Genomic DNA, 12,967 nt, shown 5'->3' on the forward strand with positions numbered 1-12,967 from the left:
CTTGAAAAATAATAGGCTGAAGGCAAAAGGCCAAGGGCTTACGGCAATGAGAAACAAGATTGTATTCGGCATTCCTTTCGCCTTGTGCCTGCTGTTTACATAAACCACCCGATGGTGAAGTCCCACCGGTAGGCCGGCTCCCCCTCCTTGCGGTCGAGCACATATCCCCACTCGAGGCGCAGCGGCCCGATGGGGGAGTACCATCGAATGCCTGCCCCCGCCGTTTTCCGCATGTCACTGAGGTCGTACTCGTTGTCCCAGGCGTTTCCTGTGTCGAAGAAGACGACCCCCTTCATGCCGGCGTTCTTGACGAGCGGGAAGACGAGCTCGAAGTTGAAGACCAGCATGGTGGTGCCGCCGATGATGTCTTTCGTCACGGGGTCACGGGGCCCGATGTCCTTCAGGCCGCGAAGGGAGTTGAGACCCCCGAGGATGAAGCGCTCGTAGACGGGGATTTCCCTTCCCTCGAAGGCCTGGATGTAGCCGATCCTGGCGCGGGGCGAGAAGACGAGATCCTCCCCGAAGGGCGGGACGCGGAAGAACCACAGCGAGGAGTAGTTGTATTTCCCGAAAGCGACGTCGCCGCCGAAGATGCCGCCGAAGAAGTCGGCGGCCGCGCGGTTGCGCGAGCCCGTCGTCGGGAAGATCGAATCGTCGGTCGTGTCAAGGGCAAGGGCCGTCATGATGCCGCTCTGGGTCGTCTCGCCCTCCTGGTCCTTGATCGTCTGCGATGCCGTGGACGCCACGTTATACACGTCGTTGATCGCGAACTTGTAGCCGAGATATCCCATGACCCTTCCCCAGACGGGGTAGCCGAAGGTGATGCCGACCCCCTTCGTGTCGAGGTCGTAGGTGTCGAACTGCCGGTAGGTCTTCCAGACATCCGCCTTCATCCAGAGGGGCAAATCGAAGAGGTAGGGCTCGGTGAAGGAGAGGTTGAGGGAGTTGTTTTCCGTCCCCAGGGCCGCCTGGAGGCTCAGGCTCTGGCCCCGGCCGAAGAGGTTCTGCTGGGCGATCTGGGCCATGAGCATGGCGCCCGTCTGGCCGCTGTAGCCCGCGCCGACGGAGAAAAGACCCGTGGGGCGCTCCTTGACGCCGATGTTGATGTCCGTCAGGTTCTCCTCGGGCCCCTTGGCGGTCTGGAAGTTGACTTCCTCAAAATACCGGAGCCGGTTGAGCCGGGCGTAGCTGTTCTTGATCTTGTCGCTGTTGTAGAGATCCCCCTCGGTGAATTCGAGCTGCCGCCGAATGACCTTGTCGCGTGTCTTCGTGTTGCCCGTGATGTTGATCCGGTTGAAGTAGACGAGGCCGCCCTTCTTGATGTCGTAGGCGACGTCGACCTGCTGCTCGGCCTCGCGGATCTGCGTCCGGGGATTGATCTCGGCATAGGCATAGCCGTCGTTCTGGGTCATCCTCGTGAGGTACTCGAGGTCCTTGGCGATGGCCTCCCGGTCGTAGTAATCCTTCTTCCGGATGCTGAGCCTGTCGAGGAGCTCCTGCCTCGGCACCGAGATCGCGTCGCCCGTGATCTCCACCTTGCCGACCTTGAACTGCTTGCCCTCGGATACCGGGATCTTCACGTAGATCCACTTCTTGTCGTGGGTGATCTCCGGCTCGCCGATCTGCGCCTGGATGTAGCCGTTGTTCATGTAGAAGACCTTCACCCGGTTGACCCCGTCGCGCAGCTTCTCCTTCTTGAGGAGCCCCGAGTCCGTGAGCCAGGAGAACATGCCCCACTCCGTCGTCTCCATGAGCTTCTTGAGCTCCTTGTCCGTGAAGGCCTGGTTGCCCACGAACTCGATGCTCTTGACGTACAGCAGGTCGTTTTCCCTGATGTCGATGACGACGTTGACCTCCCTGTCCCGGACCTTTTCCGTCGAGAAGGAGATCTCGGCGTTGAAGTACCCCTTGTCGTCGTAAAGGGCCTTGATCTTGTCCGTGTCGGCCTTGATCCTGTCGGGGTTGTAGACCTGCTTGGCCTTGAACGACAGGGCGCCCCGGATGTCGTCCGACGAGAGGGCCTGGTTGCCCTTGATGCGGATCTCGTTGACGAAGGGCCGCTCGTCGAGCAGGAAGGTGATCACCTTGCCGTCGGGCGAGTCCGTCACGTCCGCCTTCACGTCGCTGAAGTAGCCCAATCGGTAAATGGCCCGGATGTCGGCCGAGAGGTCATCCTCGGAGAAGATCTTCCCCTTCGCGCTCCTGAGCGCATTGTAGATGACGGTGCTCTCGATCCGGCGGTTTCCCGAGAGCTCCACGCGGGCGATGACCTGCCTGCCCGAGATCCTGGCGAGCACCTCCCGCGCGAGCTGTGCCGCGAAGGCCCCCGTGTTCTCGATGCCCGCGCCCTGGGCGAAGAGGCCCGTCGTGACGGCGCCCGTCTCCACGTTGACGGCCCTGGCGTCGAGGCTCACGCGGTTGCCGAACTGGGTGAGGCTCCCGAGGATCACGTAGTCGGCCCTGACCTGCTTCCCCACGGACCGCGCGAGCTCCTCGTCGGCCTTCCTGCCGCCGATGAGCTCGGTGAACTGCTCCCTCGGGACGACCTGGACCGTGCGGATCTTGCCGAGCTCGAGGGTCATGCTGTTGTAGACGGCGTTGCGCAGCAGGGTCGCGTCCCGCTCGCTGTGGATGTCGAAGGGGAAGACGGCCACGCGCTGCGCGGCGGCCTCCAGGGGCGCAAGGGAGATGCAGGCCAGGATGGCAAGCAGGATCAGCACGCGTGGTTTTCCGTTTGCGGTCATGTCACTTACCCTTCACGATCCGGCCGTCGCGCAGGCCGATGCAGCGCGACATGCGGTCTGCGAGCGTCTGGTTGTGGGTGACCACGACGAGCGTGATCCCCCGGGTCCTGTTCAGCTGCACGAGCATCTCGTGGATCTTCGACCCCGTTTCCGTGTCGAGGTTGCCCGTGGGCTCGTCGGCCAGCAGCATCTCGGGCTCCATGACGAGGGCCCGCGCCACGGCGACTCTCTGCTGCTCGCCCCCCGAGAGCTCACCGGGCTTGTGGGCCCTTCGTTCCGTGAGCCCCACCTCGTCGAGGATGGCCTCGGCCTTCCGGCGCGCCTCGCTGCGTGTCAGGCCGGCGATGAGCGCGGGCATCATCGTGTTCTCGAGGCTCGTGAACTCCGGCAGCAGGTGGTGAAACTGGAAGACGAACCCCACCTTCCGGTTCCGGAACTCCGCCAGCTTCTTTTCGCTCCAGTCGAAGATGCTCACCCCGTCGTAGAGGAACGTCCCCTCCGTCGGATGGTCCAGCGTCCCCAGAATGTGCAGCAGCGTGCTCTTGCCCGCCCCCGAGACGCCGAGGATGGCGAGCGAGTCGCCGCGGTCGATGTCGAGGCTGACCCCCTTGAGGGCCTCGATCCGGGCTCCGTCCATGGTGTAGGTCTTGCCGAGGTTTCGGATCTCGATCCGGCCGGCCGCCTTACTCATACCGGATTGCCTCCGCGGGATCAAGCCTGGAGGCGTTCCGGGCCGGGTAGATCGTCGCCAGCAGGCTCACGAGCAGGCTGCCCGCGACGATGATCGTCACGTCCTCGTAGTTGACGAGAGCCGGCAGCTCGCTCAGGTAGTAGACGTCCCCGGGCAGGATCTTGAACCCGAAGAGATTCTCGATCGACCGCGTGATGGCCCCGATGTTCCAGGCGACCGTGAGCCCCAGCGCGGTTCCCAGGAACGTGCCGATGCTCCCGATGATAACCCCCTGGAGCATGAAGATCTTCATGATGCTCTTCGACGTGGCGCCCATGGATTTCAGGATCGCGATGTCCTTGGTCTTTTCCATCACGACCATGATGAGCGTGCAGATGATATTGAAGCCCGCCACGAGCACGATGAGCCCCACGATGATGAACATGACCCGCTTCTCGAGCCGGAGGGCCGCAAAGAGGTTGCGGTTCATCTTCATCCAGTCCCTCGCCCAGGCGGGGTAGCCCAGCTTCGCCTCGATCGCCCCGGCGATGTCCCTTGCCTTATAGATGTTATCGACTTTTATTTCAAGGCCCGTGACCCGGTCGCCCAGGCCGAGGAACTCCTGGCTGTCGGCCAGTGACGTGTAGGCGAGCGTCGAGTCGTACTCGTAGAAACCCGACTCGAAGATGCCCACGACGACGAATTTCTTCATCCGGGGCACCATCCCCAGGGGGGTTGCGATCCCCTGGGGCGACACCACGTGGACCGCGTCGTAGAGGGAGGCCCCCACGTGGCGGGCCAGTTCCTTGCCCAGGACGATGCCGGGGACGTCGGCCAGGGGCTTGGGCAGCCGCATCGTCTCGCGCCCCTCGGCGGAGAGGTTCTCCAGGCGCCCCTCCAGCATCCGGCCCAAATTGATCACGTCGCGGGCATCCGCGGGCGAGAGGCCCCGCATCACGATGCCGCTCACGCTGTCGTCGTGTTTCAGCATGGCCTGGCTGTAGATGAACGGCGTGGAGGCCACCACGCCCGGCACGGAGGCGATCTCGCGCTGGATGCGCGCGTAATCCTTCATGGGGCCCGTGTACTCCATGAGGATGATGTGGGCGTTGATCCCCAGGATCTTGTCCCGCAGCTCCTTCTCGAAGCCGTTCATGACGGCCAGCACGATGATGAGCGCCGCCACACCCAGCAGGATCCCCGCCATGGAGATGAAGGTGATGATGGAAACGAAGACCTGTTTCCGTTTGGCCCGGAGGTACCGGAGGCTGACAAACAGTTCGTAGGGCATAATGGGCTGGAGTGTAACCCTTCCTTTATATCGCTTGCAAGGGATATGACCTTCTTCGAAGAAGAAGGTAAGAGGGTAAGAAGGTTAGAAGGTTGGACAGTCTGCCGGCCAATTTGACGAGACCGGGCCTTCCGACCGTCTTACCCTCCCACGTTCTCACCTTCTGCCTGTTGCTCCCCCGCGTCCCGGCGGCGCATGTGGGGGAAGAGGATCACGTCCCGTATCGACGGCGAGTCGGTGAGCAGCATGACCAGGCGGTCGATGCCGATCCCCTCGCCCGCCGTCGGCGGCATCCCGTACTCGAGGGCCATGATGTAGTCCTCGTCCATGCCGTGGGCCTCCTCGTCACCGGCCTCGCGCTGCCGGAGCTGCATGAGGAAGCGGTTCTTCTGGTCCGCCGGATCGTTGAGCTCGGAGAAGGCGTTGGCGATCTCCCGGCCGTGGATGTAGAGTTCGAATCGGTCAACGATCCCGGGGTCCTTGCTGTTCTTTCTCGATAGCGGCGAGACCTCCAGGGGGTAGTGGGTGACGAAGGTTGGTTGGACGAGCTTTTCCTCCACCGCCTCGTCGAAGATCCCCATGAGGATCTTCCCGAGAGGTTCCCGGTCCTCGAAGAGGATGCCCCGCTTTTCGGCCTCCCGGAGGGCAGCCTGCCGGTCTTCCAGGGCCGTGGGGTCCAGGCCGGCGTATTGAACGAGTGCCTCCCGGACGCTCACCCGGCGCCATGGGGGCGTGAAGTCCAATTGCGTCCCCTGGTAGTTGATCGTGAGGGTCCCGAACAGTTCACGGACGAGCGAGGTGAGCATCTCCTCGGTGAGCGTCATGAGGTCCTCGTAGGTGGCGTAGGCCATGTAGAATTCCATCATGGTGAACTCGGGGTTGTGCAGGGTCGAGACCCCCTCGTTGCGGAAATTCCGGTTGAGCTCGAAGACCCTCTCCAGCCCGCCCACGACGAGGCGCTTGAGGTACAGCTCCGGCGCGATCCGCAGGTAGAGGTCCTGTCCCAGGGCGTTGTGATGAGTCTTGAAGGGTTTCGCCATGGCCCCCCCCGCCATGGGCTGCATCATGGGCGTCTCCACCTCGAGAAAGTCCCGGTCGTGCAGGAACGTGCGGATGAACCGGATGATGCGGCTTCTCGCCTCGAAGACCTCCCTGACCTTCGGGTTGACGATCAGGTCGAGATAGCGCCGGCGGTAGCGGATCTCCACGTCGGTGAGACCGTGCCACTTCTCGGGCAGGGGCCGAAGACACTTGGTGAGAAGACGCAGCCCCTCGGCCTCGATCGTGAGCTCCCCCGTGCGGGTCTTGATGACCCGGCCGGTCATGTGGATGATGTCGCCCACGTCCAGGGTCTTGAACAGGGCGAAGGCCTCCTCCCCGACCCTGTCCTTTCGGATGAAGCCCTGGATCCTTCCCTTGCGGTCTTGCAGGGCGACGAAGGCCCCCTTGCCGAAACTCCGGATCGCCATGATCCGCCCGGCCACGGAAAAGCGCTCGGCGACCTTTTCCAGCGCCTCGTTGTCCATCTGACCGAAGGCCTCGTGAAGCTGCGAAGAGAGGTGGGTCACCTTTACATCGTTGGGGTATGCTTCCACGCCCGAGGCGGCGAGCGCCTCGATTTTCTCCCTTCTGACCCTCAAGAGATCACTGTCTTCCATCGTCCGTCCCCGTAAGTGCCGAGCCTCAGTCGGTTTTTATGGTCTTCACGCAGCGACAAAGTGAATTTCACTATATTTTTTTTGCTTCTCTGTCAAGGATGATTTGGGCGCGATGAGACCGGCGTGAGCCCTCTGGGTGCCGCGGACGGCCGTCCGTGAGAGGGCGCAAGGCAGAAAAACATTGACAAAACGGGCATCTGGTAATAGCATTCCACTCCTTTGAGCGTGACGTCAGGGGGAAGGTTGCTGCACGGCCCTATGGAACGGACACTGATCACCGGCGGGGCGGGCTTTCTTGGAAGCCACCTGTGCGATTTCCTGATTGAAAAAGGTCATGAGGTCATCTGCATCGACAACCTCCTGACCGGGGACATGGAGAACATCTCCCATCTTCTGGGACACAAGCGGTTCCGTTTCATCCACTACGACGTGACCAATTACCTGCACGTCGACGGGCCGCTCCACAACATCCTGCACTTTGCCTCGCCTGCAAGCCCGGTCGATTACCTGAAAATGCCCATCCAGACCCTGAAGGTGGGTTCCCTGGGCACGCACAAGGCCCTCGGGCTGGCAAAGGCCAAGGGGGCCCGGTTCCTCCTGGCATCCACGTCGGAGTGCTACGGGGACCCTCTGGTCAACCCCCAGAGCGAGGATTACTGGGGGAACGTCAACCCCGTGGGACCGCGGGGCGTCTACGACGAGGCGAAGCGGTTCGCCGAGGCCATGACGATGGCCTACCACCGCTACCACGGTGTCCAGGTCCGTATCGTGAGGATCTTCAACACCTACGGCCCTCGCATGCGGCTGCACGACGGGAGGGCGCTGCCCGCGTTCATGGGCCAGAGCCTCAGGGGGGAGGATCTGACCGTCTTCGGCGACGGCACGCAGACACGCAGTTTCTGCTACGTCGACGACCTGGTCGACGGAATTTACCGCCTCCTGTATGCCGAGGAGGCCTACCCGGTCAACCTGGGCAACCCGGACGAGATCACCCTGCTCGAGCTGGCCCGGCGGGTGCTGGCGGTGACCGGGTCGAAGAGCGGGATCGTGCACCGGGAGCTGCCCGAGGACGACCCGAAGGTCAGGCAGCCCGATATCGCGAAGGCGAGGGCGCTCCTGGGCTGGGAGCCCCGGGTGACGCTGGACGAGGGACTCCGGCGAGTGCTGCCGTACTTCCGGAGCAAGGTGGCGTAGACAAAAGTGGAGAAGGTGAGAGGGTAAGAGGGTAAGAAGGTTGGATAAGCCGTCAGCCGGGTAACTACGCACTGCTTCTCCAACCTTCTCACTTTCTCACCTTCTTACCCTCTGTTCTGTAACGGGTGAGGAAGCTTTTAAGGAGCGTCGAAAAGGACGTGGAAAAGACCCTGAAGAGGCCCGTCAGCCGCAGGCGGGCCCTGGAGATCATCGGGAAATACCCCGCCGCGCGGGTGCTCGTCGTCGGCGATCTCATGGTGGATCACTTCATCTGGGGCAAGGTCTCCCGGATCTCGCCCGAGGCGCCGGTCCCCGTCGTCGAGGTGACGAAGGAAAACCTCATGATGGGAGGCTCCGGCAACGTGGTGAGCAACATCCACGCCATGGGGGGCAGCGTCGCCGTCGCGGGGGTCATCGGCTCCGACGCGATGGGGGACTGGCTCAAGGCGAGGCTGCAGCAGATGGACGTCGACACGGGCGGGCTCGTCCAGGAAGGCGAGCGGCCCACGACGGTCAAGACACGGATCGTCGCCCACGGGCAGCAGATGGTCCGATACGACCGGGAAAGCCGGTACGGGGTCCGGCCCGAGAGCGCCGACCGTATCGTCCGGTATGTCACGTCCGCCCTCGACGGGCTGCAGGCTATCGTGATCTCCGACTACAACAAGGGGATCGTGACGGATCGTCTCCTGGACGGGATCCGCCGGGCCGTTGCGGGACGCCCGATCCCTGTTTGCGTGGACCCGAAGCGCAACGATTTCTCCGTGTACAGGGATTTCGACGTCATCACGCCGAACCATCACGAGGCGGGTCGCGCCGTGGGGGTGGAGAACACGCACGAGCTCAACGAGGGCCGCCGCGCCGAGATCGCCCGGATCGGGCGGGAGATCTTGAGGCGGTTCGGCTTCCGGGCGGTGCTCATCACGCGCGGCGAGGCGGGGATGGACCTCTTCGAGCGCGGAGGGAGGGATGTGCATATTCCCGCCGAGGCCAGGGAGGTCTTCGACGTGACCGGCGCGGGGGACACGGCCATCGGGGTCTTTGCCCTTTCGCTGGCCTCCGGGGCCACGTTCCGCGAGGCGGCCTACCTGGCCAACAAGGCGGCCGGGATCGTCGTGGGCAAGATCGGGACGGCGACGGTATCGCCGGCGGAGCTGAGGCGCGTTGTTTAAGGCAGGAGGAGTGGAATGCTGGAATCTTGGGTTTTTGATTTTTTAGACCCACTATTCCAGTGTTCCATCATTCCATGAATGTGTCCGCATGCTTCGTGCCGGTCAGCGCGCAGGGGAAACGTACCGGCCCAATGAGTTGATCGATGAGCACGCCGAGAGAGCCCGACCCGGTGAAATTGTTCGTCAGCGTCATCGCCGCCGACCGGGACCGGTTGGCGGAGGTGGTCAGGGCGCTCGCGGCGACGTCCGGGGATCCGGACTTCGTGAGCGAGGTCCTTCCCTTCGAGTACACGGACTATTACACCACGGAGATGGGCGCGGGGCTCATCCGGCGGTTTGTGACCTTCGAACGGCTGATCCGCCCCGAAGAGCTGCCCGCCGTCAAGCTCTGCACGAATGCCCTCGAGGAGAGGTTTGCGGAGGGCGGGGCCCGGAGGGTCAACATCGACCCCGGTTACCTGGCCAGGCAGCACCTCATCCTGGCCACCGGGAAAGGCTACTCCCACCGGCCCTACATAGGCCGGGGCATCTATGCGGACCTGACACTCGAGTACCGGAAGGAGACCTTCCGGCCGCTGGAATGGACGTACCCGGACTACCGTGCGGAGCGGACGATCGCGATGCTCAACGCGCTGCGTCGAAGGTATGTGATTCAATTAAAGGAGGCAAAAGGCTAAAGGGTAAAGGCGAAGGGGACAGGAGTATTCATTCTTCAACCCTTTGCCCTTTGCCTTCAGCCAGGAGTTCAACCATGCTCAGCATGACCGGTTACGGCAGGGCGGAGGCGCTCATCGAAGGGCGCAAGTGGATCATCGAGATCAAGTCGCTCAACCACCGCTACATCGAGATCATCACCCGCCTGCCCAACGCGCTGTCCTCCCTGGAGGTGGACATCAAGAAACGGGTCGGCGAACGGATTTTCCGGGGCCGCATCGAGGTGAGCGTTCAGGCCGACGCGGAAGCCGGCGGCGACAGCGGCGTCCAGTACAGCCTGAACGCGCCGCTGCTCCGGAACTACCACTCGCTTCTCCTCAAGATCAAGGAAGAGCTGGGACTCCAGGACACGATCGAGCTGAAGACCCTGGTGCGGTTCAAGGAGATCTTCGTGCCCTCGGAGACGCGCTTCGACCCGGCGGCGGCCTGGGGGACACTCCAGAAAACCCTGGATGAGGCCCTCGATGCCCTCATCCGGATGCGCCGGGCGGAGGGCGAGACCCTCCAGAAGGATTTCCTGGCGAGGCTCGGCACCCTGCGGCGCCACATGGAGTCGGCCAAGGCCCGGGCGCCCCGGACCGTCCTGGAGTACAAGCAGCGCCTCCAGGAGAGGATCCGGGAGCTGACGGAGGGGCTCGAGATGGACCCCGCGCGCTTGAGCCAGGAAGTGGCCCTGCTGGCGGAGAAGAGCGACATCACCGAGGAGATCGTGCGCTTCGAGAGCCACGTCGGCCAGATGGAGAAGCTCCTCCGGAGCGGTGAGGCGATCGGGCGGAAGCTTGACTTCCTGCTCCAGGAGATGGGCCGCGAGGTGAACACGCTGGGCTCAAAGAGCAACGACATCGCGATCGCGCAGGACGTCATCGAACTCAAGAGCGAACTGGCCAAGATGCGGGAGCAGGCCCTGAATGTCGAGTGAGCAGGCGCCCACGGAAGGGATCTTCATTGCGGTGACGGGCCCCTCGGGGTCGGGCAAGACCTCCGTCTGCAAGGCGCTGCTCGCGATGTTCCCCCGGCTCCGTTTCTCCGTGTCCCTGACGACCCGGCCGCCCCGGCCTTCGGAGGTGGACGGCGAGGATTACCATTTCGTCTCCGAGGCCGAGTTCCGCGAGCGGATCCGGCGCGGCGACCTGATCGAGTGGGCCGAGAATTACGGTCAGCTCTACGGGACCTCGCGCAAGGCCATGGAGGAAGCCCTGAAGGGGCACGACCTGCTGCTGGACGTGGACACCCGCGGGGCCCGGGCGCTGAAGAGGGCATGGCCGGGCGGCATTTTCGTCTTCATCGTTCCGCCCTCGATCGAGGAGCTCGAGCGGCGCCTCAGGGCCCGGGGCTCGGAGACCGAGGAGACGATCCGGCGGCGGTTCGACAACGCGATCCGTGAGATTCGAGAGATCGTGTGGTATGATTATATTATCGTGAACGATGAGCTGGATGCGGCCATCGACCGCCTGCGGGCCGTTTACCTCGCGGCGACGTGCAGGCGCGAACGCATGATGGAAAAGATAAAACCGTTCTTCGATCGATCCGGAGGTGTGTGAATATGGCCAGAGTAACCGTTGAGGATGCACTGAAAAACGCGAGAAACCGCTTTGCCCTCGTGATCCTTGCGGGCCAGCGGACCCGCCAGCTGCTCAAGGGGGCGAAGCCCCTGGTGGAAGACCGGGACAACAAGCCCGTGGTCACGGCGCTTCGCGAGATCGCGGCGGGCAAGGTGCGATACGCCCATCCGGAGCTGCTCGACAAGGTCGAGGAGCAGGCACGGCAGATCGGCGACGACATGGGGTTCATCGGGGACGAGGATGACTCCGAGTAGCGATGCGCGATCGCGCCTGATCTTCGCCCTCGACATGGGGGACGGCATTGACGAGATCCTGCAGTGGGTCGAGCGCCTGCGCGGCCACGTTGGGGTCTACAAGATCGGCAAGGAGGCCTTCACGCACTTCGGCCCCGAGATCGTGCGGCGCATCCAGGGCCTCGGGGGCCGGGTCTTTCTCGATCTCAAGTTCCATGACATCCCCAACACGGTCGCCAAGGCCGCCGAGGGAGCCGTCAGGCTCGGGGTGGCCATGTTCAACCTCCACGCCCTCGGCGGCAGGGAGATGATGGAGAAGACCGTCCAGGCGGCGCAGAAGGCGGCCCGGGAGACGGGCGCCCCGATGCCGCTGGTCCTGGCGGTCACGGTACTCACCAGCCTCAACGACCGCGACCTCTCCGAGCTGGGATTCCGGCAGTCCACCCAGGCGCTGGCGGCCCACCTGGCCGCGGCGGCCTGCCGGGCCGGCATGGGGGGAGTCGTGGCTTCCCCCCAGGACATCCTTTCCATCCGCGAGGCCTGCGGGCCGGACTTCGCGATCGTGACGCCCGGGATACGCCTGGCCGGGGACGAGGTGGAGAGGGACGATCAAAAGCGGGTCGACACCCCCCGCGAGGCGATCCGCAACGGCGCCGACTACATCGTCGTGGGACGGCCCATCCGCCTGGCCAAGGACCCCGCCGGGGCGGCCGACCGGATCGTCGAGGAGATCGCCCTGGGGCTTGCCGATCGGAAATAAAACGGGCCGACCTCGTCCGTTTCGTCGCGGCTCCTGCGGGGCCGCACACTCCGGATTCGCCATCAGCCCTTTGCCCGGAGCCGGCGGCAAGCCGGATCGGCACGCCGCTGCGGCAAGGGATCATCGTCGAGAATCCTTCGGCCATGCAAGTCATCTACGGCATCCACCCCGTCCTGGAGACCCTTCAAAGCAAGGCCGGCGACATCCGCAAGATCGTCGTCGCCGAGGGCCGCCGCGGCGGGGACGTGAAGAGAATCCTCGAGCTTGCCGCGGCCCGGGGGATCGCGGTCGAATTCCGGCGCCGGGACGATATCGAGCGCCAGGCAGGCACCGACGCCCACCAGGGCGTGCTGTGCCTGTGCGGGGAGTTTGTCTATGCGACCCTCGACGACATCGTCGCCAACCGCCACCCGGCCTTCCATGGCAGCCTTGTCCTGCTGCTCGACGGCATCGAGGACCCCCGGAACCTTGGCTCCCTTATCCGGTCGGCCCACTGTTTCGGCGCAAACGGCGTGGTGATCCCGCGGGACCGGGCCGCCGGCATTACCCCCGCCGTCCTCAAGGCCTCGGCCGGCGCTGCCGGCCACCTGCCGGTTGCCCGGGTCGTCAACCTCACCCAGGCCATCGAATTCCTCAAGGAAAGGGGGTTTTGGATCTACGGGGCCGATGCCGCCGCGGACACCGACCTCGTCTCGGCGCGCTTCGAGGGAGATATCGGCCTCGTGATGGGAAGCGAGGGCAGGGGCATCAGGCCGCTGGTTCGCAAGCACTGCGACATCCTTCTTTCCATCCCTCTCTTCGGCAAGGTCGATTCCCTGAACGTCTCCGTCGCCGCCGGGATCCTCCTGCACGAGATCCGCCGCCAGTCCGGTCCCCGTTGACCGGGTATTCATGACGCGCTAAAGAAGGGAAGAAGGTGAGAGGGTAAGAACGTTGGATGAGCCCTTGACCAACGCTTGTGCTCCGATT

Annotated in this window: 12 protein-coding genes; 8 read left to right on the forward strand and 4 right to left on the reverse strand. The window is 63.8% G+C overall.

Annotation, left to right across the window (positions count from 1 at the left end; all coding sequences use genetic code 11):
* Positions 1-95: 95 nt before the first annotated feature.
* The 4 genes from bamA to lysS all read right to left on the reverse strand — a co-directional run bounded on the left by bamA (position 96) and on the right by lysS (position 6,363).
* A complete protein-coding gene (gene bamA, locus HPY67_10935; GenBank protein ID NPV05234.1) occupies positions 96-2,744 on the reverse strand; it encodes an outer membrane protein assembly factor BamA in 2,649 nt (882 codons plus the stop codon).
* Position 2,745: 1 nt separating this feature from the next.
* A complete protein-coding gene (locus tag HPY67_10940) occupies positions 2,746-3,435 on the reverse strand; it encodes an ABC transporter ATP-binding protein (GenBank protein NPV05235.1) in 690 nt (229 codons plus the stop codon).
* Positions 3,428-4,705, reverse strand: coding sequence for a lipoprotein-releasing ABC transporter permease subunit (locus tag HPY67_10945; protein NPV05236.1), 1,278 nt, complete (start codon positions 4,703-4,705; stop codon positions 3,428-3,430). Before HPY67_10945 ends, HPY67_10940 begins: the two co-directional genes overlap by 8 nt.
* A gap of 140 nt (positions 4,706-4,845) precedes the next feature.
* Positions 4,846-6,363, reverse strand: a complete 1,518-nt coding sequence (gene lysS, locus HPY67_10950; GenBank protein NPV05237.1) for a lysine--tRNA ligase — start codon at positions 6,361-6,363, stop codon at positions 4,846-4,848.
* Positions 6,364-6,621: 258 nt separating this feature from the next.
* Here lysS and HPY67_10955 point away from each other — a divergent pair, with 258 nt between their 5' ends.
* The 8 genes from HPY67_10955 to rlmB all read left to right on the forward strand — a co-directional run bounded on the left by HPY67_10955 (position 6,622) and on the right by rlmB (position 12,879).
* The gene (locus tag HPY67_10955) at positions 6,622-7,557 is read left to right on the forward strand and encodes an SDR family oxidoreductase (protein NPV05238.1); all 936 of its coding nucleotides are present in this window, start codon (positions 6,622-6,624) and stop codon (positions 7,555-7,557) included.
* Positions 7,558-7,715: 158 nt separating this feature from the next.
* Positions 7,716-8,729, forward strand: a complete 1,014-nt coding sequence (rfaE1, locus tag HPY67_10960) for a D-glycero-beta-D-manno-heptose-7-phosphate kinase (protein ID NPV05239.1) — start codon at positions 7,716-7,718, stop codon at positions 8,727-8,729.
* Between the two features lie 143 nt (positions 8,730-8,872).
* The gene (locus tag HPY67_10965) at positions 8,873-9,406 is read left to right on the forward strand and encodes a DUF4416 family protein (GenBank protein NPV05240.1); all 534 of its coding nucleotides are present in this window, start codon (positions 8,873-8,875) and stop codon (positions 9,404-9,406) included.
* Between the two features lie 74 nt (positions 9,407-9,480).
* A complete protein-coding gene (locus HPY67_10970; protein ID NPV05241.1) occupies positions 9,481-10,362 on the forward strand; it encodes a YicC family protein in 882 nt (293 codons plus the stop codon).
* Positions 10,352-10,984: a guanylate kinase gene (gmk, locus tag HPY67_10975; GenBank protein ID NPV05242.1), complete on the forward strand. Its 633-nt coding sequence runs from the start codon at positions 10,352-10,354 to the stop codon at positions 10,982-10,984. Before HPY67_10970 ends, gmk begins: the two co-directional genes overlap by 11 nt.
* A 2-nt stretch (positions 10,985-10,986) precedes the next feature.
* The gene (locus HPY67_10980) at positions 10,987-11,259 is read left to right on the forward strand and encodes a DNA-directed RNA polymerase subunit omega (protein ID NPV05243.1); all 273 of its coding nucleotides are present in this window, start codon (positions 10,987-10,989) and stop codon (positions 11,257-11,259) included.
* Positions 11,246-11,998, forward strand: a complete 753-nt coding sequence (gene pyrF / locus HPY67_10985) for an orotidine-5'-phosphate decarboxylase (GenBank protein ID NPV05244.1) — start codon at positions 11,246-11,248, stop codon at positions 11,996-11,998. Before HPY67_10980 ends, pyrF begins: the two co-directional genes overlap by 14 nt.
* Positions 11,999-12,141: 143 nt before the next feature.
* Positions 12,142-12,879: a 23S rRNA (guanosine(2251)-2'-O)-methyltransferase RlmB gene (gene rlmB, locus HPY67_10990; GenBank protein ID NPV05245.1), complete on the forward strand. Its 738-nt coding sequence runs from the start codon at positions 12,142-12,144 to the stop codon at positions 12,877-12,879.
* Positions 12,880-12,967: the final 88 nt, after the last annotated feature.

The sequence above is a fragment of the Syntrophaceae bacterium genome (assembly GCA_013177795.1).
Classification (GTDB): Bacteria; Desulfobacterota; Syntrophia; order Syntrophales; family UBA2192; genus UBA2192.